The organism is Xanthomonas sontii, assembly GCF_040529055.1.
Taxonomy (GTDB): Bacteria; Pseudomonadota; Gammaproteobacteria; order Xanthomonadales; family Xanthomonadaceae; genus Xanthomonas_A; species Xanthomonas_A sontii.
Genome location: NZ_CP132342.1, coordinates 1,430,824 through 1,454,391, shown reverse-complemented (window position 1 = coordinate 1,454,391; position 23,568 = coordinate 1,430,824). Strand labels below are relative to the sequence as shown.

22 protein-coding genes are annotated in these 23,568 nt (G+C 69.9%); 3 read left to right on the top strand and 19 right to left on the bottom strand.

Going from position 1 to position 23,568, the window contains the following annotated elements; all coding sequences use genetic code 11:
• Nucleotides 1-96: 96 nt before the first annotated feature.
• The 6 genes from RAB70_RS06285 to RAB70_RS06260 all read right to left on the bottom strand — a co-directional run bounded on the left by RAB70_RS06285 (nt 97) and on the right by RAB70_RS06260 (nt 9,575).
• A complete protein-coding gene (locus RAB70_RS06285) occupies nt 97-2,475 on the bottom strand; it encodes a DUF3772 domain-containing protein (RefSeq protein ID WP_148828774.1) in 2,379 nt (792 codons plus the stop codon).
• Nucleotides 2,476-2,707: 232 nt separating this feature from the next.
• Nucleotides 2,708-3,730 carry an NAD(P)H-quinone oxidoreductase gene (locus tag RAB70_RS06280; RefSeq protein WP_148828765.1) on the bottom strand — a complete coding sequence of 341 codons (1,023 nt, stop codon included), beginning with the start codon at nt 3,728-3,730 and terminating at the stop codon, nt 2,708-2,710.
• A gap of 319 nt (nt 3,731-4,049) precedes the next feature.
• The gene (locus tag RAB70_RS06275; RefSeq protein ID WP_148828766.1) at nt 4,050-5,360 is read right to left on the bottom strand and encodes a histidine-type phosphatase; all 1,311 of its coding nucleotides are present in this window, start codon (nt 5,358-5,360) and stop codon (nt 4,050-4,052) included.
• A gap of 8 nt (nt 5,361-5,368) precedes the next feature.
• Nucleotides 5,369-7,870 (bottom strand): TonB-dependent receptor, encoded by a 2,502-nt coding sequence (locus RAB70_RS06270; RefSeq protein ID WP_148828767.1) that lies wholly within the window; start codon nt 7,868-7,870, stop codon nt 5,369-5,371.
• Between the two features lie 114 nt (nt 7,871-7,984).
• Entirely contained in the window at nt 7,985-9,067 is a 1,083-nt protein-coding gene (locus tag RAB70_RS06265; RefSeq protein WP_148828768.1) for a FecR domain-containing protein, read from the bottom strand.
• Complete coding sequence (locus RAB70_RS06260) at nt 9,060-9,575, bottom strand: RNA polymerase sigma factor (RefSeq protein ID WP_026143698.1); 516 nt, start codon at nt 9,573-9,575, stop codon at nt 9,060-9,062. The genes RAB70_RS06265 and RAB70_RS06260 overlap by 8 nt, the downstream gene beginning before the upstream one ends.
• 353 nt (nt 9,576-9,928) lie before the next feature.
• Between RAB70_RS06260 and RAB70_RS06255 the strand changes: the two genes are divergently transcribed.
• Nucleotides 9,929-10,999 carry a pirin family protein gene (locus tag RAB70_RS06255; RefSeq protein ID WP_225851625.1) on the top strand — a complete coding sequence of 357 codons (1,071 nt, stop codon included), beginning with the start codon at nt 9,929-9,931 and terminating at the stop codon, nt 10,997-10,999.
• A gap of 190 nt (nt 11,000-11,189) precedes the next feature.
• Here RAB70_RS06255 and RAB70_RS06250 read toward each other — a convergent pair whose 3' ends face one another.
• The 8 genes from RAB70_RS06250 to RAB70_RS06215 form a co-directional block, all read right to left on the bottom strand.
• Entirely contained in the window at nt 11,190-11,792 is a 603-nt protein-coding gene (locus RAB70_RS06250) for a DUF4142 domain-containing protein (protein ID WP_043094462.1), read from the bottom strand.
• A 234-nt stretch (nt 11,793-12,026) separates the two neighbouring features.
• Nucleotides 12,027-12,242, bottom strand: a complete 216-nt coding sequence (locus RAB70_RS06245; RefSeq protein WP_026143700.1) for a hypothetical protein — start codon at nt 12,240-12,242, stop codon at nt 12,027-12,029.
• Nucleotides 12,243-12,245: 3 nt separating this feature from the next.
• Entirely contained in the window at nt 12,246-12,806 is a 561-nt protein-coding gene (locus RAB70_RS06240; protein WP_017911546.1) for a peroxiredoxin, read from the bottom strand.
• A 391-nt stretch (nt 12,807-13,197) separates the two neighbouring features.
• Nucleotides 13,198-13,482 carry a hypothetical protein gene (locus tag RAB70_RS06235; protein ID WP_225851626.1) on the bottom strand — a complete coding sequence of 95 codons (285 nt, stop codon included), beginning with the start codon at nt 13,480-13,482 and terminating at the stop codon, nt 13,198-13,200.
• Nucleotides 13,483-13,575: 93 nt separating this feature from the next.
• The gene (locus RAB70_RS06230) at nt 13,576-13,872 is read right to left on the bottom strand and encodes a DUF2695 domain-containing protein (protein WP_017911548.1); all 297 of its coding nucleotides are present in this window, start codon (nt 13,870-13,872) and stop codon (nt 13,576-13,578) included.
• 58 nt (nt 13,873-13,930) lie between these two features.
• Complete coding sequence (locus tag RAB70_RS06225; protein WP_148828771.1) at nt 13,931-14,362, bottom strand: hypothetical protein; 432 nt, start codon at nt 14,360-14,362, stop codon at nt 13,931-13,933.
• Between the two features lie 9 nt (nt 14,363-14,371).
• Nucleotides 14,372-14,791, bottom strand: a complete 420-nt coding sequence (locus RAB70_RS06220; protein WP_148828772.1) for a hypothetical protein — start codon at nt 14,789-14,791, stop codon at nt 14,372-14,374.
• 233 nt (nt 14,792-15,024) lie between these two features.
• The gene (locus tag RAB70_RS06215; RefSeq protein ID WP_017910861.1) at nt 15,025-15,777 is read right to left on the bottom strand and encodes an IclR family transcriptional regulator; all 753 of its coding nucleotides are present in this window, start codon (nt 15,775-15,777) and stop codon (nt 15,025-15,027) included.
• A gap of 212 nt (nt 15,778-15,989) precedes the next feature.
• Here RAB70_RS06215 and fucP point away from each other — a divergent pair, with 212 nt between their 5' ends.
• Both fucP and RAB70_RS06205 read left to right on the top strand, forming a co-directional pair.
• Nucleotides 15,990-17,297 carry an L-fucose:H+ symporter permease gene (fucP, locus tag RAB70_RS06210; RefSeq protein ID WP_148828773.1) on the top strand — a complete coding sequence of 436 codons (1,308 nt, stop codon included), beginning with the start codon at nt 15,990-15,992 and terminating at the stop codon, nt 17,295-17,297.
• Nucleotides 17,298-17,300: 3 nt separating this feature from the next.
• Nucleotides 17,301-17,675, top strand: coding sequence for an L-rhamnose mutarotase (locus tag RAB70_RS06205; RefSeq protein ID WP_017910859.1), 375 nt, complete (start codon nt 17,301-17,303; stop codon nt 17,673-17,675).
• A gap of 372 nt (nt 17,676-18,047) precedes the next feature.
• Here the strand turns inward: RAB70_RS06205 and RAB70_RS06200 are convergent, their stop codons facing one another.
• The 5 genes from RAB70_RS06200 to RAB70_RS06180 form a co-directional block, all read right to left on the bottom strand.
• The gene (locus tag RAB70_RS06200) at nt 18,048-19,367 is read right to left on the bottom strand and encodes an L-fuconate dehydratase (RefSeq protein WP_043094452.1); all 1,320 of its coding nucleotides are present in this window, start codon (nt 19,365-19,367) and stop codon (nt 18,048-18,050) included.
• Nucleotides 19,368-19,645: 278 nt separating this feature from the next.
• Nucleotides 19,646-20,503, bottom strand: coding sequence for a fumarylacetoacetate hydrolase family protein (locus tag RAB70_RS06195; protein WP_148829567.1), 858 nt, complete (start codon nt 20,501-20,503; stop codon nt 19,646-19,648).
• 34 nt (nt 20,504-20,537) lie between these two features.
• Entirely contained in the window at nt 20,538-21,284 is a 747-nt protein-coding gene (locus tag RAB70_RS06190) for an SDR family oxidoreductase (protein ID WP_148829566.1), read from the bottom strand.
• A gap of 31 nt (nt 21,285-21,315) precedes the next feature.
• Nucleotides 21,316-22,197 (bottom strand): amidohydrolase, encoded by an 882-nt coding sequence (locus RAB70_RS06185; RefSeq protein ID WP_148829565.1) that lies wholly within the window; start codon nt 22,195-22,197, stop codon nt 21,316-21,318.
• Entirely contained in the window at nt 22,194-23,228 is a 1,035-nt protein-coding gene (locus tag RAB70_RS06180) for an aldo/keto reductase (protein WP_148829564.1), read from the bottom strand. The genes RAB70_RS06185 and RAB70_RS06180 overlap by 4 nt, the downstream gene beginning before the upstream one ends.
• Between the last annotated feature and the right edge of the window lie 340 nt (nt 23,229-23,568).

The window sequence follows — 23,568 nt, the reverse complement described above, 5'->3', positions numbered from 1 at the left end:
GGGAATGGGGAATCGCAGGAGCGGCTTCAGCTGCGACCTGCGGCGCCGACAGCTGGCGGCCGAAGCCGCTTCGCGCTCCACCACTCCCCGATCCGGCTACTCCCGCGGATCGCGTAAAAGCTTCACTTCCTGCGGCGACTCCAGGGCGATGCCCTCCTCGGCCAGGCGCTGCAGCAGGGCGAAGAACAGTTCGCTGCGGGTGCCGTAGGTCAGCCGCGGCGAGGCCACGTAGGCGAAGCTGTTGAGGGTGACGTGGCCGTTGGCGATGGAGTCGATGAACACCGACGGCGCCGGGTCGTCCAGCACGCCCGGGTGTGCCGCGTACAGCTCCAGCAGCAACGCGCGCAGCTTGGTCACGTCGGTGCCCAGCGAGACCGCGAACTGGATCTGCACCCGGCCCAGCGGCCCGGCCAGGGTCATGTTGCGCAGGGTCTTGGTGATCAGTTCGGAGTTGGGGACGATCAGGGTGGAGCGGTCGCCGACCTGGATCTCGGTGGCGCGCACGCTGATCCGGCGCACATCGCCTTCCTGGTCGCCGATCTTGATCCAGTCGCCGATCTTGACCGGGCGCTCGGCGAGCAGGATCAGGCCGGACACGAAGTTCTGGGTGATCGACTGCAGGCCGAAGCCGATACCGACCGACAGCGCGCTGACCACCAGCGCGATCCGCTCCAGGCCGATGCCCAGCGCGGCCAGCGCCCACAACGCCGCCAGGATGATGCCGACATAGCGCGCCACCGTGCTGATCGAGTTGCGCGAGCCGTCGTCCAGTTCGGTCTTGGGCAGGTAGGTCTGGGTCAGCCAGCGATGCAGGTACTGCATGACGCCCAGGCCGAGCAGCAGCACCAGCACCGCGCGGGCGATCGCGCCCGGATACAGCACCACCTTGTCGCTGAGGCGGATGCCATCGGACAGCAGCGAGAACCAGTCCGAGACGATCGAGACGTTGGTGCCGAACGGCATCAACAGCGCGCCGACACCGATCAGCAACAGCACCACCCGTATCAGTGCCGAGGTCAGCACCCCGGCCTGCTCCAGGCTGCTCGAGCGCACCCCGAACGCGCCATTGGCGGCGCGGCCGATGCGGCCTTCGCTGGCGAACAGCCACAACGCGAAGTCGTCTGCGAAGGTCATCAGCAGGCGGATCGCGCCGACGATCATGGTGATCCAGATGATCTGCCGGGTGATGAACAGGCCCAGGTGCAGATAGCCCAGCAGCGCCGCCAGCAGCGCCACCACCACCGCGACCTTGACCAGCACGCCGATCAACGCCAGCGCACCGCCGTGCTGCCCGGGCGGCGGCGGTTGCGCATTGGCCAGGGCCTGCGCCGCCGCTTCGGCGTACTGGCGCCGGCGCAGCCGCGACAGGCTGGTCAGGGTGGCCAGGATCAGCACGCCGTAGACCAGCGCGATCACCCCGTCGGCGGCGACGGTGGCCGAGTCGCTGGTGCGCGCGGCCTGGTTGATCACCAGCAGCATGCTGCTGAGCCAGGCCAGCGCCGCGGTGGCCCAGGTGTACTTGCGCAGGCGTCGCGCGGTGGCGTCGTCGATCGGGAACAGCCGCCAGCTCGGCTGGTTCGGCAGCAGCACGCTGGCGCCGAGCGAGCCCATGAAGGCCGCGGCGAAGCTGACCACCACGAAGCCGTTGAGCACTGCGTCCAGGCGCTCCGGCACCGCATCGATGCTGCGCAGCGCCTCGGCCAGGGCCAGTGCGGCCAGGCCCGGGGTCAACGTGCCCAGCAGCAGGAACCAGATCGCCAGACCCGACCGGCGCAGGCGGCTGCCCGGCGCGCGCGACACCGCATAGCGCTTGCCCAGCCAGCGCAGCAGGTAGCGCAGCGGGAACAGCAGGATCAGCGCGATGGCGATGCCGACGCCAAGCGCGCCGCTGCCATGCTCGGCGATCGCGTCCTGCAGCGACTGCATGCCGAGCGTGTACAGCGCCAGCAGCTTGGCCTGGTCGTCGGGGAAATCGGCGGCGATCTGCTTCCACAGCGCCGGCGACAGCGGCGACGGCGAACGCAGCGACAGCTCCTGGCTGAAATGCTCGGCGCGCGCGCGTTCGATCTCGTCGGCCAGCTGCCGCGCCTCCACCACCATCAGCTTGCCGCGCTTGACCCCCGAGTCCAGGCTGTCGCGCTGCTTGGTCAGCGCCTTGCGCTGCGCGGCGATGTCGGGGGAGTCGCCGGTGGCGGCGGGGCCGAGCTGCTGCAGGCGTGCCTCCACCTGGGCCAGCTGCGGCGCCAGGGCGTCGACCGCGGTCTGCGCATCGTTGGAGGCGTCCGAGACCTGCGTGACCAGGTCCTGGAAGGCGGCCTGGTTGCCGGCATCCACTTCCTTGCCGCGCGCGTCCTTCAGCGACTTTGCGGCGTTGTCCAGCAGGGTCTGCGGGTCCGGCGGCGCGTCGGCGGCGTCCTGCGGCTGGGCCGACGCCACCGCCGCGCACAGCCACAACAGCAGCAGGGCGTAACGCAACAGGAAAGAGGACGACGCGGAACGGGGCAGCAGGCGCACGCAGGGACCGGCACGGGCAAGCGCGGACCACCGCGCGTGCGGCGCACTATACGGCGCAGTGCTTGAACCGGGCCAGCGGCGGGCGCGGGCACGCGTGCCGTGTGGGCGCGCCGGTGCCTGCGCCGGCTGCCTGTCGCGACCGAAGCGCGCCGCTCCTACGACGGCAGACGGGTCGCCACGACCGATACCCGGTTCACCGCGCGTCCGTCGTCAGCACGATCTTGCCGATATGCGCGCTGGATTCCATCAACGCATGCGCCTGCGCCGCCTCCTGCAGCGGGAAGCAGCGGTCCACCTGCGGCTTGATCCGGCCCTGCGCCAGCAGCGGCCACACCTGCTGCTCCAGTTCGCGCGCGATCGCCGCCTTTTCCATCACCGAGCGCGGACGCAGGGTCGAGCCGGTGTGGGTCAGCCGCTTGGCCAGCAGCGGCATCAGGTCCAGTTCGCGCACCTTGCCCTGCTGGATGCCGATCTGCACGATGCGCCCGTCCAGCGCCGCGGCCTGGTAGTTGCGCGCCAGGTAGTCGCCGCCGATCAGGTCCACGATCACGTCGGCGCCGCGGCCCTCGGTGAGGCGCTTGGTCTCGGCGACGAAGTCCTCCTCGCGATACAGGATGGCCGCCTCCGCGCCCAGCGCCAGGCTGGCCGCGCGCTTGTCGGCCGAGCCCACGGTGCTGATCACCCGCGCACCGAAGGCCCGCCCGAGCAGCGTGGCGACGCTGCCGATGCCGGAGGTACCGCCGTGCACCAGCAGGGTCTCGCCGGACTGCAGGCGGCCGCGCTGGAACACGTTGGTCCACACGGTGAAGAAGGTTTCCGGCACCGCCGCGGCCTCGGTCAGGCTCAGCGCCGCCGGCACCGGCAGGGCGTTGCGCTCGTGCACCACCGCGTATTCGGCATAGCCGCCGCCGGCGACCAGCGCGCAGACCTGATCGCCCAACCGGTAGCGCTCCACGCCCTCGCCCAGGCCGACCACCTCGCCGGCGAACTCCAGCCCCGGCAGCGGCGAGGCGCCCGGCGGCGGCGGATAGCTGCCCTGGCGCTGCATCACGTCGGGCCGGTTGACGCCGGCCGCAGCCACCCGCACCAGCAGTTCGCCGCGCCCGGGATGCGGCAGCGGCACGCGCACCGGCACCAGCACCTCGGGCGCACCGGGCTGGCGGATCTCGATCGCGGTCATGGTGTCGGGCAACGCGGCGGCGTGGGTCGGGGACATGGCGGGGTCCTGGCAAAGAGCGCGGCGCACGCAGGCGCAGGCGCGTGGGGGAACCGCGATGATCGACCTTCCGCGCTGAGGGGTTCGTGACGGCGGGCGATGTTCGCGATGAAGTGCGCGAAAGGCGTGTCTGCATCACTCACGCTTCCTGAAGTCGGGACTGAAGCCCCTCCCACAGTGCACCCGGCGGGCTCGCCGCACGCCCCTGTGGGAGCGACTTCAGTCGCGACGCGCGTGACGATGACCGCCAGTCACTTCCAACGCCAACGGTGTCGAGGCGTAACGCTCCGCTCACGCAAGCGCTCAAGGTAGGCGGCGCCTACTCGCCCACTGGCGCCGCCTGCGCCGGCCACTCGGTCATCGCCGGCACGGCAGCCTCGACCCGCTGCGGATCCAGCCGCGCCTGCAGCGCCGGCAGGGCGATCGCCAGCGGGCAGCGCAGACGGCCGCCGCAGCCGGGCAGCGGCCAGCGCCGCTCGCGCAGGCTGCGACCGTCGAAGCGGTTGGCCCGCAGCGCCGGCAAGGTCGGCACCACGCTGCGCAGTTGCAGGAAGTCGTGGCCGTCCTGCCGCACCAGGTCCAGCAGCAGCGCACCGCCGGGCGGATACGCGTCCGGCTGGCCGCGCACGATGGGATCGATGCCGAACAGGCCGGCCAGATGCGCCAGGTTCGTGTCGTGGCCGAGCAGCACCAGCGCGCGCGTGTCCGCAGGCGCCAGCGGCGCCACCGCCGGGGTCTGCCCGGCCGCGGCCTGCAGCGTCGCCAGCAGATGCGCGAGCAGGTTGGAGCCGCCGGCACGCGCCGCCGGCAACGCCCGCTTGCTGTAGGCGAAGGAGGCGTTGTGCAGGCCGATCAGCCGCTGCAGCGCCACGGCATCGGCGCGCCCCCAGGCCACCTGCGGCAACGGCAGGTCCTGCGCGTACTCCAGCATCAGGTTCTCGGCCAGGCTGCCGGCGGTCTTCAAGACCTTGGCCGCCTGCACCGGATCCTGCAGCCGCTGCGGATCGTCCAGGTGCGGCGAAGCCTGCGCAGCGCAGGTCGACCCCGCGCAGCCGGACAGCACCCGCTGCAGCGCGCGCAACCGCGTGCGTGTCGCCGCGTCCAGGTGCGGCGGCGACGCGGGCGCATCGTCGTCCTTGTCCTCGTCCTTGCCGAAATGGAACAGCGGATTGTTCTGCGTCGTCGGCAACGCCAGGTAGTGCGCCTGGCATCCCGGCAGCAGTCCCTCGGTGAAGGCGGCCGCGCTGTCGTGGTTGCGCGGCGTGCTGTCGGCGATCACCACCGCGCCGGATCCGGCGCAGTCCGGCGCCAGCGCCGACATGGACAGCCAGCGCTGCCGGTAGCGCGCACCCAGCGCCTGCATGCCGGCGGCGCCGTGCGCGGTGAGCTGGCCGGGTGCCACCGGCCATTGCGGCCAGGGTTGCGTGGCGTACCTGGCCAGGTCGTCTGGCGATTGCGTCGGTGCGCGCACGCCATGGCGCATCACCACGATCGTCAGGCGCACCTGCGCCGCATCCGGTGCGGTAGGCGCCTTGGGCGATGCCGCCGCCGGCCAGGCGGCGCTGGCGACGCAAAACACCGCGGCCAGGCGCCATCCGCTGCGCACGCGTGCGAATCGGGAAGCGAACATGGCCGGCCTCAGAACTTCAGCGACAGGTCGAGGAACACGCCACGTCCGGCCAGGCCGAAATACAGCGGCTGGTTGTCGGAGGAACGGGTGCCGGCGTAGCCGATCAGCGCATGCCGGTTCAGCAGGTTGTTGACGTCCATGCTGATCGAGTAGCCCTTCAACCCGTACGGCCCGTGCGTGCTGCGGTAGCCCAGCGCCGCATCCAGGCTGGCGTAGCCGCCCAGGCGCTGGTCGTTGCCGAACACGGTGGTGCCGTTGGCCGCGGTGCTGTTGTCCACGCCGTACTGCGCGCCCACCACCTTCTCCATCAGCGAACCGAAATAGCCGGTGCCGCTGTTGTACAGCAGGCCCAGGGCGGCGGTTACTCGCGGCGTGCCGGCGACCTGGGTGCTGCTGTGCTTGTAGGTGGCGTCGTTGTAGCTGGCGTTGGCGTACAGGCTCAGGATCGGCGTCAGCGCGTAGGTGGCCTCGGCCTCGGCGCCGCGGTACACCGCACCGCCGCCGTTGACGAAGGCGCTCTCGGTGCCGCTGTCGGTGTTGATCAGGGTCTGGCTGATGTAGTTGCTGAAGTCGATGTAGTAGACGTCGGCGCCGAAGGTCAGGCCACGCGCGGCGTAGCTGGTGCCGAGCTGGTAGTTGCTGGTCAGCTCCGGACGCAGGCCACGGGCGCCGTTGAGTTCGATCACGTCGATCGGCGGCGCCAGGAAGCCGCGCGCGGCCTGCACGTAGCCGCTCCAGTGCTCGTTGAAGGTCTGGTGCAGGCTCAGCGACGGCAGCGTGGCGTCGTAGCTGGCGTCGCTGTGTGCTGGCGCCGGCGGGGTGCTCTTGTTGAGTTCGGCATCGAGCTGGCGCTGCACCCGCGCGTAGCGCAGGCCCGGGCTGAGGGTCAGGCTGTCGCTGAGCTTCCAGTCGTACTGCAGGTACGGCTGCAGGGTGTCGGTGCGGTCGTGCAGGTTGTAGTTGTACAGTGGGCCGTACTTGGTGCCGCTGGCCGCGCCGGTCGTCATGTCCACCGGCAACTGCTGGCGCTCGTCCAGGTTGCGCTCCACCCATACGCCGGTCTGCAGCTGGCCCGGACCGAGGTCCCGCGCCAGACGCAGCACGTCGCCGAAGGCGCGAAAGTCGTTGTCCGAGAGCTTGCCCGGCACGTCCTTGGCGGCCTTGGACAGCTTCTTGCCAGTCGCGCTGTAGAAGGTCACGCCGTTGTCGGCAGCGCTCTCGCTGGTGGGGATGCTGGTCTTGGAAGCGGTGTGGTCGAAGCTGTTGTAGTAGACCTTGTTGTCCAGGTCCCACGCGCCCAGGCGCGTGCTCAGGCCCAGGTAGGTGAAGCTGGAGTAGTAGGCCGCGGCGTTGTAGCCGGTGTAGTTCTGCAGGGTCGGATCGTTGCCCAGGCCATAGCGCCAGCCATGCTGCGCGATCTGCGCGCGGGTGGCGCCCTGCACGGTGTTCTGGTGCTCCTGGTTGTAGCTGCTGACGAAGGTCAGCGTGGTCGCCTCGCCCAGATCGGTGACGGTCTTGAGGAAGGCATGCTCGCGGCGGTCGTCGGTGCCCTTGAGGTAGGTATCGCTGGCTTCCTTGGACAGATCCGCGAACAGACGCGTGTTGCCGATGTGCTCGTCGGCGCTGACGCCGCCGGCCCAGGTGTTCCAACTGCCGCCGGTGCCGTACACGGTCACGCCGTCCACCTGGCTGGGATTGCGCGTGCGCAGCGCCAGGGTGCCGCCGAAGGTGGCGTTGCCGATGGTGGCGCCGCCGCCGGGGCCGCGGTCGATCTCGGCCTGGCCGAGCACGTGGTTGTTGAAGTAGGCCGAGGTGGTGTGGTGCAGGTCGCTGGCATCGCCGAAGGGAATGCCGTCGAAGGTGATGTTGAACTGGCCGTCCTGGAAGCCGCGGATGCTGATGCCCTCGTTCTTGCCAAGGCCCGGGCCTTCCGGCGAGGTGGTGACCACGCTGGGCGCGTACTTGATGATGTCGTCGTAGTTGGAATTCAGGCGCAGGCCGTCGCGGATGAAGCGCTCGTCGATCACCGAGGTCGGCTGGCTCGCCTCCAGCGGCGCGGCGCTGGGCGCCAGTGTGTCGACGCTGTTGGCGGTGACGTTGATCGGCGCCAGTTCGCGCGGACCGTCGTGTTCCCCATCGGTCTCGGCATGCGCCGGGGCGGCGCTGCGCGGCGCCCGTGGGGCGGCGACCGGCGCGGCGGCGACGCTGCTGCGCACGATGGCGACCGAGCCCGGGGTCAGCATGCGGTAGTCCAGGCCGGTGCCGGCGAGCAGCGCATGCAACTGCTGCGGCGGCGCCAGGCCGGCCGGGGCACCGCTGCTGCGCAGGCCTTCGGCCAGCGCCGGGTCGTACATCAGTTGCAGCCCGCTGCTGCGCGCGAACTGGTCCAGCGCCTGCGCCAGCGGCATGGGCGCGATGGCTTGGGCCGTGGCGGCGGGCGCCGACCAGGCCGGCAGCGAAGACGTGCAGCCCAACAGCAGGGCGATGGAGACGACGAGAGGCTTGCGCATGACGATCACACCGGAGGGGAGGAAGGGCGGGCCCGCGCGTGCTGCGCGACGGCCATGCTTCCTAGGAGTGCCCCGGTGCGCCGTGCGGCTACCGTCGATTGCATGAATTTTTTCTTACAGCGGTGCCGGTGCGTGGCGGATGGTCACCGCGTGCGCATCGCGCTGCACCTGCACGTCAGGCAGGCTGCCGAGATAGGCGACGAAGGCCTCCGGATCGCGCAGGTGGAACACGCCGCTGACCCGCCGCGCCGCCAGCGCCGGGTCGGCGATGCGCAGCGGCTGCGTGGTGTAGGCGTTGAACAGGCGCGCCACTTCGCCCAGGCTGCGATCGTGCACGCCGACCTGCGCCGGCAGCCAGGCGGTGGCGTCGGCGATGTCGGCGTGGTCGCGCCGCGCCAGCACGCGGCCCTGCGCATCCAGCCGCGCCTGCTGGCCGCGGCCCAGGTCAGCCAGCGTCGTCCCCTCCGACGGCAGGTCGCCTCGGTGCCACCACGCCGGGGTATCGCGCGACACCTGCACCCGCCCCTGCAGCACGGTGACGCGTGCACCACCGGCCTGCGGGTCGACCCCGAACACGGTGCCGACATCGCGCAGCACCAGCGCGCCAACGCTGACCCGCAGCGGCCGCGCCGGATCGTGGCCGAGATCGAACACCGCCTTGCCGCGCAGCAGGGCGATGTCGCGACGCTGCGTGCCGTAGCGCACGGCGATCGCGCCACCGCGCTCCAGTTGCACCACGCTGCCGTCGTCCAGCGCGACGCTGCGCGGCGCGTCCGCTGGCGCTGCGTACACCGTCGCCAGCACCTGCTCCGGCGCGCTCAGGCGCAGCGCCACACCCGCGGCGGCCAGCGCGAGCACGGCGGCGGCCGCCAGCGGCCAGCGCCTGCGCCGTGGCAGGACACGACGCGGGTGGGGCACCGACGTCGGCGTGTCCACATCCGGGCGCAGCGGCACCACCACCGCCCCGCTGCGCAAGGCATGCGCGCGCAGCTGCGCACTGCTGGCCTGCTGCGCCTGCGCCGCGGACGGCAGGTCGGCGTGCATCCGCGCGATGTCGAAATAGGCGGCCACGTGCGCCGGCGAGTGCCGCAGCCAGGCCAGGAACTCGGCCTGCCGCGCCGGCGGCAACGCGGTCTCGCGCTGCGCCAGGTACCAGTCCGCGGCCGCCTCGGCGACGCGCTGCGGATCCTCACGCATAGCGCGCCATGCCCTGCCGGCACACCGCCAGGCCCTTGATGATGTATTTCTTGACCATGTGGCTGGAGATCTGCAGTTGCTCGGCGATTTCCTGGTAGCCCAGTTCGTCGCGGTAGCGCAGCGTCATCGCCGCGCGACACTTCGGCGGCAGCCGCGCCATCAGCTCGGCCAGGCGCTGCCGGCGCTGCGCGCGGTGCACCTGTGCATCGGCCTCGCAGGGCACCGCCAGCCGCTCCAGCACATCGTCCAGGCAGGTGTCGCGCTGGCTGTTGCGCTGGTGCAGCAGCGCGTGCTCGCGCATCAGGTTGGCGGCGATGGTGAACAGGTAGGCTTCGGGATTGGCGATCTCCGGCGCATGCGCCTCGCTGCGCTGCAGCCGCAGCCACACTTCCTGCAACAGGTCGTCGGCATCCCAGGCCGCGGCGCGACGCTTGCGGAAATAGCGGCTCAGCGACGGCCGCCATTGCAGGAACAGCCGCGACAACGCCGGCAGGGGTTCGGAACGCACCAGCCACTCGCAATGCCGGCGCCATCGGCGGCCGGCGGATTCGGAAAGGCTGCGATGCTGGTCCTCGGCGATGACAGTCCGATGACGCACGGGTCCTGCGGGCGTAGCGGAGCGGTTGCGCCCCGGCAAGCATTCAGTTCACCGCTGACTGCCGGATTCGCGCGATCGGCGCATGCAACGCGGCCGGTCACCGCGCCTGCGCCATGGCCATGGACGCGGCGGCGGCGCATCCCAGCGTTTCCCGTGCGGGACAGGATGTCTCTCGGACCGGCCTTCCGTTCCGTTGGCATCGCCCCATATCGTGAAAGTTGCCGCATCCAATCTTGCGCGGCGTTCGCATGAAGGATCTCTCCATGACCGACCCCATCGTCCAGATCAAGCCGCTTGGCTTCCCTTGGGACACGATCGACCCGTTCCTGTTCTGCGTCTACCACGACGATGCCTACCCCGCCGGCAACGGCGCGATGGGGCCGGCGGCGTCCCTGCACGGCCGCGCCATCGGCCAGGACTTCAGCCGCAAGGACGGCTGGAGCATGTATCACGGCGAGGAGATTCCCGGCTTTCCCGGCCATCCGCACCGTGGCTTCGAGACCGTGACCATCGTGCGCAAGGGCCTGATCGACCATGCCGACTCGCTCGGTGCGGCGGCGCGCTTCGGCGCCGGCGACGTGCAGTGGGTGACGGCCGGCGCGGGCATCGTCCATTCGGAGATGTTCCCGCTGCTGGACACGGCGGCACCCAACCCGCTGGAGCTGTTCCAGATCTGGCTCAACCTGCCGGCGCGCAACAAGCTGGCTGCGCCGCACTTCACCATGTTCTGGTCGGAAGACCTGCCGCGCTTCACCGCCACCAACGATGCCGGCCGCACCACCGAGGTGGCCTGCGTGGCCGGCCGCATCGGCCCGGTCGACGCCGCGCCCGGCAGCGCCGGCGGCCCGCTCGCGCCGCCACCGGATTCGTGGGCCGCGCAGGACGATGCCGATGTGGCCATCTGGACGATCCGCATGGCACCCGGCGCACGCTGGATCCTGCCCGCCGCGCAAGGCCGCGGCACGCGCCGCGGCCTGTATTTCTTCAAGGGCGCAGCGGTGACGGTGGGCGGGCGCCCGGTGACCCGCCATGCGGCGATCGAGCTGCGCGCCGATCAGGCGGTCGAGTTGGTCAATGGCGACGGCGAGGCGAGCGAATTCCTGGTGCTGCAAGGCCGACCGATCGCCGAACCGGTGGCGCAACACGGTCCGTTCGTGATGAACACGCCGGCCGAGATCGCCCAGGCCATGGCCGACTATCGCCGCACCCAGTTCGGCGGCTGGCCATGGCGGGACGAGGCGCCGGTGCACGGCAGCGACCCGACCCGCTTCGCGCGACATCCGGATGGACGCGAGGAGCGGCCGGCGTCGCGCGCGGTCGCCGCCGACGGCTAGGGCGTGTCGCCGATGCGAGAGGACGCCGCGTTCCCAGCCTCGTACACACCAATTCTGCGCGTCGCTCCGCGCCGTACCCCCAACCCCGCTCCGCGCCCCGGCCCGCGCTTGCGGCGCAGGCGCTCCAGGTGCGCGCGCCAGTGGCGCGCAGACCACACCCTGTCGGCCAAACGGGAGAGGGGCTATGTGCTCAGTAGCGGGCCGAGGCCAGCGCCTGCGCGCGCTCCAGTTGCTCGGCGATGCGCTTGCGCGCCTGCTGCAGTTCCTGGCGGGTGGCGTCTTCCTTGGCCGCCGGCACCAGCTCGGCATCGATCACCGACAGCGCGTCGGAGTACTGCCGCACCACGGCCGCCGCGTAGGCGTTCATGTAGGCGGAGTCGTCCTTCTCATCGCCCAGCGCCTGCAGTTGCGCGCGGCCCTTGGCCACCTGCGCGTCGATCTTCTCCGCATCGCCGGGGCCGCCCTTGCCGGCCGTGGCCGGGTCCGCGTCGTGATGCACAGCGATGGTCTCGCGAGCGAAGTCGGCCACGGTCTTGCTGACGTTGCGCGACAGCGCCTGCTTGGACAGCGCCACCACGTTGCCCTCCAGCACCTGCAGCATCGCCTTGGCCGAGGCGTCGCCGCCGATCGGTGCGCGTCCGCTTTCGCCACCCACCGGCGCGGCGGTGGGCTCCGGCGAGGTGGCCGGTGCGGTGCGCGAGGCCTGGTCGCCGGGCTTGCCGCAGCCGCTCAGCGCCACGGCGGTGAGCGCGGCAAGCAGGGTCAGGCGGACGGGATGAAGAGGTGAGGTCATGGAACGCTCCTGGTTGGTCTGCGTTCCACCATGCCCAGCCAGCGCGCAAACCTGCGTGAATCGGCGGCGGCTGGCCAGGATGCAGGGCGCACTCGCGCGTACCGGAAGCGACTTGCAGGTTGGCGGAGTGATGACGGAGTCGCACCGCGGCAGATGCTCACTGCGATCCCTGATCGCCGCCATCGCGCCCCCCGATGCCGGAGCCGGCCTGGTGCGACCGGCTCCGGACACGGCTCAGCCGCAGCAGTAGCAGACCAGCGGCTTTCCGGGCCCGCCCGGCCCCAGCTCACCGCCGAACGGCGCGCACTCCTGCTGGCAGGCCCAGGCACTGCAGGCCGCCTCCTTCTCGATGCCGTCGCCGGCGGTCGCCTGCACCGCGCCGAAGCCCATGCTGGCCAGGAACACGGCCGCAAGCATCCCGTTGCGTAACGCTGTCCAACGCTGTTTCATGGCTTACTCCTCGATGGTTGCCAAGGCCGGCGGCGCATCCGTGCGACGCACTGCGGCCATCAGGTCCTGCATCCGCTCCGTGGTCTCGAAAACGCCGACGCGTGCGTAGCGCACGCGTCCTTCGTGGTCCAGCGCCAGCAGCGTCGGCACGTTGCGCGCGCGGAACAGCATCAGTGCGCGGCGGTCGGTCAACGTGGTCACCGGAAACGTGAAGCCGTGCTCGGCGGCGTAGCGCTGCGCCTGCGCGGGGCTGCACTGGCACACGCCCAGCACCTGCACGTCGGGCTGCTGCGCGGCCAGACGCTGCGCGGCCTGCACCATCTGCGGCGCCGAGCGCTTGCAGTACGGGCAGGTGGTGGTGAAGAAGAACAGGACCTGTCGCTCGGCCGCCGGCTCACCCAGCGTCAGCGGCGCACCGTCCAAGGTGGTAGCGGCGATGCGCGGCACATACATGCCCAAATACGGCTCGGTGGTGCGGGTGACGAACCAGCGCCGTTCCTCGCGCAGACCGCGGTTCTGCCAGGCCAGCACCAGCACCAACGCGCATGCCGCCAGCACCGCCAACCAACTCCAGGGAAACCGCCGTGCCATGCCGTGTGTCCATGTCGCCGTGTTCCCTGCAGGCTGCGCAGCGGTGGCGCACAGGTCAACGCTTTGCGCGCACGCGCAGCGACTGCGTGATCAGGCTGGGGATCGAGTCACGTGCACCGTGGGCGCGCATTCCAGCGATGTGGCGCATATGTGGGCATGCAGCGCAGACGCAGGCATTCGCTGACCTTGCCGCGTGCTCGGCGCGCGCAGCGCGAGAACAGCGGCACGGGGGATGCTGCGCGTGGTCGACGCACCGGTGGCGGTACGTCAGTGAGGCCTCCCGAGCGCTGTACGTCGCAGACGGGTCAGGCGGCCTACCCTGCGTTAAGACGCGCCACGAAGTGGCGCCGGCCTGGATCGATTGTTAGGCAGCAGCCCTTGATCTGCAGTAGGAACGTTTGCCAACCTTCTTGTGTTCAAGCACGCCTTGATCTTCGAGCACCCTGGCGAGGATGGCGAACAGCCAGCCCTTCGGGCCGTACTGCCGTCCTTGCTGCGGCGTGGCGACAAAGTTGAGCTCCAGGGCGTCTTTGACGTGAACCGTGGGAACCCATCGTTCGACGTAGTCCGCCTCACAGCTGCGCACAAAGGCGAGGAGCTCATCGGCAGCCGCTTGGATGTGCGCGTGAATTTTTTTCTTGTAGTCCACGATAGCCTCGTTCTCTCCGTGCTGCATAACACCTGAGTTAAGCCGAGCCGCGAGGCGGCGTCGGCTCGAAGGAACCGTCAGACAGCAACCACATCACTGCCTGCCCCAGCGCTCCTCTACATTGGACAGCACTTCGCAGTCGCAGAAGCCGCCGTACTCTCCAAGCCAGGCCACCAGCAACTCCGGCCGAATCTCGCGGGACGCAAGGAACTGTTCCGTCAGCCGCAAGGAATGGTCGCAACCGACTGCAAGCGACATGTCCAAGTAGTCGAATAGCGCCCAAAGTGTCTCTCTGGGAACAGGAAGGCTGCTCTCCTCGGATTCGCGCTGCTTGGCTTCCGCTGCCCTGCGGAGTTGCTTGCGCCGTTGAACTTCCAATTTATCTGCCATTGCTGCCTATCACCCGAGTTGAGGCACATAGCGAAACGGCATCGTCTTGGACGAATGATTAGGGCGTACCGTTGGGATACCACGCTTCCAAGCCGGTGACCGCCCAGCCGTCTCGGCCGGCAGGACCGCAGCTAGCCACCGAATAGTTGTCATAGTTCACGCTCATTTTACAGTTGAACGCTGGCTCGTTCGCGTAGCGGATCTGCAACAGATGGACTTCGTCTGGCCCGCATGCCACCGGCGTAGCCACACCGCGCACGCTCTTGCCGCCGACAACTCTGACCAACTGGTAGTGGCTTCCAACCCGCTGTACGCGCAGGGTGCCGGAGTAGAGCTTTCCGGTGCGACGCTGCTGGCCGATCACGTGGTAGTCCTCATCAACCTGAAATTTGGCAAGCTCCGGCTGAACCGGGGTGCAGAACCCGCGGACAGCCGGCGGCGGCATAGGTGGCGTACCAGTCGCCATCTGCATCAAGAGCGAAAGAATCATGTGTGTGCCCTAACGCCAGAATTGGCCAGCGCCGCGAAGCGGCTTCGACTTGGCAGCGCTGTTAGGCGGCACAGCCTCTGGACCAGGACCGCCGCCTGGAGGATAGCTGCGCTCCATGATTTCCCGGTAGCCCAGACCGTGCAACGCCTTTCGACAGGGTGCGAGATCTACCTGCCCGCCAAGCTGATGCTCCACGAAGGAATCGGCATGCGCCTGACGCCTGCCCAAGCACTGCCTTGATTCGAGATAGACGATCTCCGCGAGGCTGAGCCGCAGCCGCTGTTGCGGAGAAAGAGACGCGACGAGCTCGGCATGCGAGCGCTCGAAGCGATCCGGTGAACTCCCATCGATTCTGACCACCGGCGCAGCATTCGCCGAAAGCGCGGCGAGCGCGACCCAAGTCGAACACAATGCGCGTGCAATGTTCATATGCCGCCTAGCACCTGAGTTAACCGCACCACGACGCGGGTTCGGCTTGAATGAATGGCTAGCCTCGAACCGACGCAAACACGGCTGCTATGCCAACGCATGGACCGTGCCCCCCAGCACCGCCACCGAGCGTTGAGCATGCCACGGATCGCGATCGCCGGGCTTACGCGCTCCACTCGCTTCTTGCACGCCGCCATCGCATCCCAGCCCCGGACTCGCCAGGATCACGGCACCTACGCCAACGCCGCACTGATCTGCGCCGCGGCATCGCACACCGCGCGCATCGCCGCCTGCGCGTCGATCGGTTGCGGGCGGCGTTCGATGAAGGGCACGGTCAGGGTGTAGCGGGCGACGCCGTGCTGCAGGATCGGCGCGGTGAGGTCGATCACCCCGACCACTGCCTCGCTGGGGTGGATGCTGTAGCCCAGCGCGTGCACTTCCTGCGCCGCGGCCAGGAACGCGGCGCGGTCGTAGGCCACCTCGCTGGCGTCCAGGCGCTGCAGCAATTGCGCCTGCGCGTCGGCCGGCTGGAACGCGAACAGCACCAGGCCGGAAGTGGAATGCGCGAACGGGCGACGGTGGCCGGGGCGCACCACCAGGCCGAGGTCGCTGGGCACGTCCATCTGCGCGATGACCACGATCTGGTCGTCCGACGGCGCCACCAGGTGGCAGGGCTGGCGAATCGCGTCGGCCAGCGCGCGCATCACCGGCAGCGCCACCTCGGTGACGTTCTGCACCCGCGGCTGCTGCATGCCGAGCATGAACAGGCGGTTGGTCAGCGTGTAGCCCCCCTCGCCCGCAGTGCGGGTCAGGTAGCCGCGCTCTTCCAGCACCTGCAGCATGCGGAAGATCTCGCCGCGCGAACGGCCGATGCCCTGCGAGATCTCGCCCATGCTCATCGGCCGCCCGTCGCGCGCCAGCAACTCCAGGATGTCCAGCCCCTTGTCCAGGGCGGGCGCGCGGTACTTGGGCAAGGGGGTGGTCATTCCGTCGAGGGCCCGGCAGCAGGTGAAGAGGACTAGGGTACAGGGAGGCCGCGCCGGCTCGCACCGCCTGGGCCCCCGCAGCCCACGCGTCGATGCTGCATTGCAATCCACATATGAACTCAAATTTTATATTTGCATGGCACTCGCCGGCGCAGTACGCTCCGCCGACAATCCGAACGCGACGCGGCACACCTTGGGAGGGGTAGGCGGCAATGCACTACAGCAGCGAATCCGCCACACCGGCGTCCGCCAGTCTTACCCGGACCGCGCTTGCGCCGTTGGTCCTGATCGTCAGCCTGTTCTTTCTCTGGGGCATGGCGAACAACCTCAACGACATCCTGATCAAGCAGTTCAAGAAGGTCTTCGAGCTGAGCGACCTGCAGGCCGGACTGGTGCAGAGCGCGTTCTACCTGGGCTACTTCGTGTTCGCGATCCCGGCGGCGATGTTCATGCGACGCTACAGCTACAAGGCCGCGGTGGTGCTGGGCCTGCTGCTGTACGCGGCCGGCGCGTTCCTGTTCTACCCCGCCGCGCAGGTGCACACCTACTGGCTGTTCCTGCTGGCGCTGTTCGTCATCGCCAGCGGTCTGGCCTTCCTGGAAACCACCGCCAACCCGCTGGTCACCGTGCTCGGCCCCGCCGAGGGCGCGGCGCGGCGGCTGAACCTGGCGCAGGCGTTCAACCCGCTGGGGTCGATCACCGGCATCCTGGTCGGCCAGCACTTCATCCTCTCCGGCGTGGAGCACACGCCGCAGGAGCTGGCGGCGATGGCGCCGGCCGCGCGCGAGGCCTTCTTCGCCACCGAGTCGCTGGCGGTGCAGACGCCGTATCTGATCATCGGCGCGGTGGTGCTGCTGTGGGCGCTGCTGATCGGGCTGACCCGCTTCCCCGCCACCCGCGCCGGTGGCGATGGCGCGCGCGCCGGCGGCTTCGGCCAGCTGCGGCGCAATGGCCGCTTCGTGTTCGCGGTGGTCGCGCAGTTCTTCTACGTCGGCGCGCAGGTGGGCATCTGGAGCTACCTGATCCGCTACCTGCAGGACGGCGTGCCCGGCACCCCGGAGAAGACCGCCGCCGATTTCCTCACCCTGTCGCTGGTGCTGTTCATGGCCGGCCGCTTCATCGGCACCGCGCTGCTGCGCTTCCTGGCGCCGGCGCGGCTGCTGGGCGTGTTCGCCCTGCTCAACCTGCTGCTGTGCGCGGTGGCGGTGGCGCTGCCGGGCTGGATCGGCCTGTATGCGCTGGTCGCCAGCAGCCTGTTCATGTCGGTGATGTTCCCGACCATCTTCGCGCTGGGCCTGGACGGACTGGACGACGACGCGCGCAAGCTGGGGGCCTCGCTGATCGTCATGGCGATCATCGGCGGCGCCGCGTTGACCGCGGTGATGGGCGCGGTGTCCGACCACGCCGGCATCCACTGGGCGCTGGCGGTGCCCGCGATCGGCTTCGCGGTGATCCTCGGCTTCGCGCTGCATGCGGCGCGAAACCGCGTGGCGCCCCTTCCCTCTGCCCGCGGAGCCTGAACCATGCCGCGCCATTGCTACCTGCTGGACCTGCACGACGACCCGGCGCTGATCGCCGAATACGAACGCTGGCACCGTCCCGACACCGTGTGGCCGGAGATCGTCGCCTCGCTGCGCGCCGCCGGCATCCGCGAGCTGGACATCCACCGCTGCGGCGACCGCCTGGTGATGCTGATGGAGGTGGACGAGGACTATTCGCCCGCCGCCAAGGCCGCCGCCGACGCCGCCGATCCGCGCGTGCAGGCGTGGGAGGAGTTGATGTGGCGCTTCCAGAAACCCTTGCCCGGCTCGGCGCCCGGCGAAAAATGGCGCGAAGCGCTGCAGATCTTTTCCTTGCAGGCGGCGCTGGCCGCCCAGGAGCGCAACGGTACGGGCTGAGGTATTGCGTGGGCGTATGCGTGTGTTGGAAGGCCGGTGCCGAGCGCGCGCGAGACCGGTTGGTTTACCGCTTCGCTCGTCGCGGCTGAAGCCGCTCCCACGGTTGCAGAAAGTGCAGCAGGTGCGGTTCCAGAGGTCGCGGCAGGCGCGGCGGACGCTGTGTGACGTGTGTGGGAGGGACTTCAGTCCCGAGTGCTGTCGAAGCTGGTGCGTTCACAGGTTCGTGCGTCGCGACTGAAGTCGCTCCCACAGCGAGCGATCCAGCACCGCTGCCGCCGCCGTCGCAGGAGCGGCTTCAGCCGCGACAGATGCACTGGCAACCACCGCAACCGGCGCGCTTCCTTCGGCGGAAGCGCACCGAGGTCGCTGGCGTCAGCCGCCCTGCGCGGCCAGATCCGCGCTCCAGAACGGGCCGTCCGGATACAGGAACTGGGTGACCGAGGCGGCGTGCATCTCGGCCGAGAAGCCCGGCGTGGTCGGCGCCAGATAGCGGCCGTGGACGATCCGCACCGGATCGACGAAGTGCTGGTGCAGGTGGTCGACGAACTCGATCGCGCGGTCTTCCATCTTGCCGGTGATGGCGACGAAATCGGCCATCGCCAGGTGTTGCACCAGTTCGCACAGGCCCACGCCGCCGGCATGCGGAAACACGCGCACGCCGAACTTGGCCGCCAGCAGCAGGATCGCCAGGTTCTCGTTGACGCCGCCCACGCGCGCAGCGTCGATCTGGATCAGGTCCACCGCGCCGGCCTGCAGCAACTGCTTGAACACCACCCGGTTCTGGGTGTGCTCGCCGGTGGACACCGGCACCGGGGCGATGCCGCGGCGGATCGCGGCGTGGCCGAGTACGTCGTCGGGGCTGGTCGGCTCCTCGATCCAGGCGATGTCGAATTCGGCGAGCTGGCGCATCCAGGCGATCGCCGGGCCGACATCCCAACGCTGGTTGGCGTCCACCGCCATGGCGATGTCCGGGCCGATCGCGGCGCGCGCCAGGCGGCAGCGGCGGATGTCGTCCTCCACGTTGGCGCCGACCTTGAGCTTGATGGTGCGGAAGCCATCGGCCACCGCTTCCTTGGCCAGGCGCACCAGCTTCTCGTCGGAATAGCCGAGCCAGCCGGGCGAGGTGGTGTAGGCCGGATAGCCCTGTTCGAGCAGGGTCTGGATACGCTCGTCGCGCAGCGGTTCGGCATCGCGCAACATGGCCAGCGCCTCGTCCGGGGTCAGCGCGTCGCTGAGGTAGCGGAAGTCGATCGCGGCCACCAGTTGCTCCGGCGACAGCTCGGCGATGAAGCGCCACAGCGGCTTGCCGGCGCGGCGCGCGGCCATGTCCCACGCGGCGTTGACCACGGCGCCGATGGCCATGTGCATCACGCCCTTCTCCGGGCCCAGCCAGCGCAGCTGCGAGTCGTCGGTGAGGCTGCGCGCGAACCCGCCCAGGTCGCCGATCACCGTCTCCACGTCGCGGCCGACCACGTGATGCGCCAGCGCCGCCACCGCCGCGCTCTGCACGTCGTTGCCGCGGCCGATGGTGAAGGCCAGGCCGTAGCCGGCGAGGCCGTCGTCGGCATCGGTACGCAGGCGCAGATAGGCGGCCGAATAATCCGGATCCGGATTCATCGCATCGGAACCGTCCAGTTCGCGCGAGGTGGGGAAACGGACGTCGAAGGTCTCGAGCGCGACGATTTTGCTCATGGGGATCCTGGTCGGTGAGGCGGAAAGAGAAACAGTCGAAAACAACGATGGAGCAGCCCCTCTCCCCCCGGCGACCGAAGGGAGTCCCCTTCTTGGGAGAGAGGGGTTGGGGTGAGGGTGCAGCGGTGCAGTGATGTCACCGCCCCTGCAAAACAAGAACGAAGTCAGAGCACGTCGCGGTGTCGCTCACGCGCGAGCGAAAGCCGCAGCAGGATGCAATGCGAGGTGGCTTCGCCCCGGACCCTCACCCCAACCCCTCTCCCGAGGGGAGAGGGGCTTTAGGCCGCGTCGCGCGGATGCGCCACGACGGCCTGGCGTTGCTCGCCCAGGCCTTCGATGCCCAGCCGCATCACGTCGCCCGGCTTCAGGTACACCTGCGGCTTCTGCCCCAGGCCCACGCCCGGCGGCGTGCCGGTGCTGATCACGTCGCCCGGCAGCAGCGTCATGTAGCGGCTGATGTGGCTGACCAGCTCGGCCACGCCGAACACCATCGTGCGGGTGCTGCCGTTCTGGTAGCGGTGGCCGTTGACCTCCAGCCACATCGACAGGTTCTGCGGGTCCGGCACCTCGTCGGCGGTGACCAGCCACGGGCCGATCGGGCCGAAGCCGTCGCAGCTCTTGCCCTTCACCCATTGCCCGCCGTGCTCGAGCTGGAACGCGCGCTCGGACAGGTCGTTGATCACCGCATAGCCGGCGACATGCGACAGCGCCTCGTCCACCGGCACGTCGCGCGCGGTATCGCCGATCACCACGCCCAGCTCCACTTCCCAGTCGGTCTTGAGCGAACCGCGCGGAATGGTCACGGTGTCGTTGGGGCCGCTGATCGCGCTGGTGGCCTTCATGAACAGCACCGGCATCTCCGGCACCGCCATGCCCGACTCGGCGGCATGGTCGGCGTAGTTCAGTCCGACGCAGATGAACTTGCCGACGCGGCCCACGGCGGCGCCGTAGCGCACTTCGCCGTCCACCTGCGGCAGCGTGGTCGGATCGAGCGCGCGCAGCCTGGCCAGGCCGGTGGCGGTGAGATGCTCGCCGGCGACGTCGTCGATCACCGCCGAGAGGTCGCGCAGGTGGCCGTCGGCATCGAGCAGGGCCGGGCGTTCGTGGCCGGGTTCGCCGTAACGCAGCAGTTTCATGGGGAAATCCTCTGTCGAAAAGGGGAAAGCGCGGTCAGTTCGACCAGCCGCCGTCGATGATGTGGGTCTGGCCGGTGGTGAACGAGGAGTCGTCCGAGGCCAGGTACACCACCAGCTGCGCGATCTCGCGCGGGTCGCCCAGGCGGCCCATCGGCTGGCGGTCGGTGAAGCTCTTCCACACCGCCTGCTCGTCGCCGCCCAGCGCCTTGACCCGCTCGCCCAGCGACGGCGTCTTGATCGTGCCCGGGCAGATCGCGTTGCAGCGGATGCCCTTGGCCACGTAGTCGGCGGCGATGGCCTTGCTAAGGCCGATCACCGCCGCCTTGGTCACGCCGTAGGCGAAGCGGTTGGGCACGCCCTTGATGCTGGACGCCACCGAGGACATGTTGACGATGCTGCCGCGGCCCTGCGCGAGCATGCCCGGCAGCACCGCCTGGCACAGGTAGTACATCGCGTCGACGTTGATCGCGAACGAGCGCTTCCAGGCCGGCGTGTCGCAGTCGAGGATGCTGCCCTGGTGCACGTAGCCGGCGCAGTTGAACAGCACGTCGAAGGTCGGCTGCGCCGCCACCAGCGCCTGGATCGCGGCGGGATCGGTGACGTCCAGCGTCTGCGTGACGATGCCGTCGGATTCGGCGGCCAGCGCCTGCAGCGCGGCGGCATCGATGTCGGTGGCCAGCACCTGCGCCCCTTCGCGCGCGCAGGCCAGCGCGCTCTCGCGGCCGATGCCGGCGCCGGCGGCGGTGATCAGGCAGCGCTTGCCTTGCAGACGGCCGCTCATGCGCGGCTCCCGGAAACGGACGCGAACGTGGTCATGGGGCGGGACTCCAGGTGGGGGAGGAAGCAATCGGATCGGACAGGCGATAGACACGCCGCGCAGTGCCGGCGAACACCGCCTCGGCAGCGCCGGCGCCATGCTGCGCGACCCAGGCCTGCGCCAGCGCCATCCACGCGGCGTAGTCGGCGCGCTGGGTCAGCACCGGCCAGTCGCTGCCCCACAGCAGCCGCTGCGCGCCGAAGCAGGCGAACAGGTGCGCCACGTAGGGCGCCAGCAGCGGAGTGTCGAGGGCGGCATCGGCCGGCAGTTCGGTGAGCAGGCCGGACAGCTTGCACACCACGTTGGGGTGCTGCGCCAGGTGCGCCACGCCGTCGGCCCAGGCCTGGAAATCTGCCACGCCGATGGACGGCTTGGCGGCGTGGTCCAGCACCACGCGCAAGTGCGGGTGACGCTGCAGCCGTGCCAGCAGCGCCGGCAGGTGCAGCGGACGCACCAGTGCGTCGAACGCCAGGTCGTGCTGCAGCAGCGCGTCGAACGCCGCATCCAGCTGCGGCCGCGCCAGCCACTGCGGATCGGCCAGGTCCTGCACCATCGGCCGCAGCCCCTTGAGCAGGCCGGCGCCATCGGCGCACAGCGCGGCGATGCGCGCGGCAACGTCGGCGGCCTCGAAATCGACCCAGCCGACCACGCCGACGATGCGCGGCTCGGTCCGCGCCAGTTGCAGCAGGTAGCGCGTTTCCGCCTCGCTCTGCGCCGCCTGCACCGCCACCAGCGCGGTCACGCCCTGCGCGTCGAGCGTCGCAGTCAGGTCCTCGGGCAGGTAGTCGCGGTACAGCACGCCCAGCTCCGGGGTCAGCCAGGCATAGTCGCCACGCGCCAGGCGCCAGAAATGCACATGGGCGTCGATGACCTTCACGGCGTCGGCACCGGCGCGCGCAGCAGGTCGTCGTCGCGCAGTTGTTGCCACAGCGCCGCGGGAATCGCCGCGCGCAGGCGCGTGGCGGCGCTGGCCACTTCCACCGGCGTGCGCATGCCGGCGACCACCGCACTCACCGCCGGATGGGCGAGCGGGAACTGCAGCGCCGCCGCGCCCACGTCCACGCCGTGCGCGGCGCAGGCCGCGAACAGGCGCTGCGCGTGCTGCAGCGTGGCCGGATCCACCGGCGCGTAGTTGTAGGTGTCGCCCGGCCCGCGCGCGTCGCTCAGCAGGCCGGAACTGTACGGCCCGGCCACCAGGATGCCGATCTGCCGCTGCAGCGCCTGCGCCATGATCCGCTGCGCGGCGTGCTGTTCGAGCAGGGTGTAGCGGCCGGCCAGCATCACGCAGTCGAGCGGGAACAGCGGCATCAGTTCCACCGCCACGTCTTCCTCGTTGACGCCGATGCCGATCGCCCGGCACGCGCCCTGCGCCTTCAGCGCGGCCATCGTCGGCAGCGCTTCGTCCAGCGCCTGCCGCAGCATCGCCGGATGGCGCTCGCCGTGGGTCAGGCGGCCGATGTCGTGCAGCAGCAGCACATCGACGTGATCGGTGCCGAGCCGCTGCAGGCTGCTCTCGAAGGCACGCAGCACGCCGTCGCGGCTGTAGTCGAATTCGGCGCGGCGCCCTGCCACGGCGAAGCCATCGCGCCCCGGCGCGGCCGCGGCATCGTCGTAGACGCAGCGGCCGACCTTGGTCGAGAGCGTGTAGCTGGCGCGCGGCAGCCCGCGCAGGCCCTGCCCCAGGCGTTGCTCGCTCAGCCCGTAGCCGTAGTACGGCGCGGTGTCGAAATGGCGGATGCCGGCGGCATAGGCGTCCGCCACCGCGGCCAGCGCCACCGCGTCGTCCACCTCGGCGTACAGATTGCCGATCGGCGCGGCGCCGAAGCCCAGGGTGGACAGCTGCACGCCACTGCGGCCCAGCGCGCGCGGCGCCAGGGCGGCGTCGGCGGCGACAGCGCTCAGCGCCATGCGCGCACATCCGGAACGACAGCCACAGCGGATCGCCCACGGACGCGCGAGGGACGGAAGTTGCTGGGGTCACGCATGGCACGCCTCTGCCCGGGGTCGGGCGCGATGAAGGAAGGCCGCAGCATGCACGCCCGGGATGGCGATGGCACGGCGACTGTTCGCATATGAATATAGCAATCACAAGTGAACAATCAACCTGCAGCGCAGCAATTCCGCTCGGCGTCCGGCCGCGGCAGCGGGCACATGGCGTGGCCGAGGCCCGATGGCACTCGATGCGCCGCCGGATTCCGCGGCGTCGGTCATGGCGCATGCCGCCGGGCACGCCGAGGACAAAGGGACG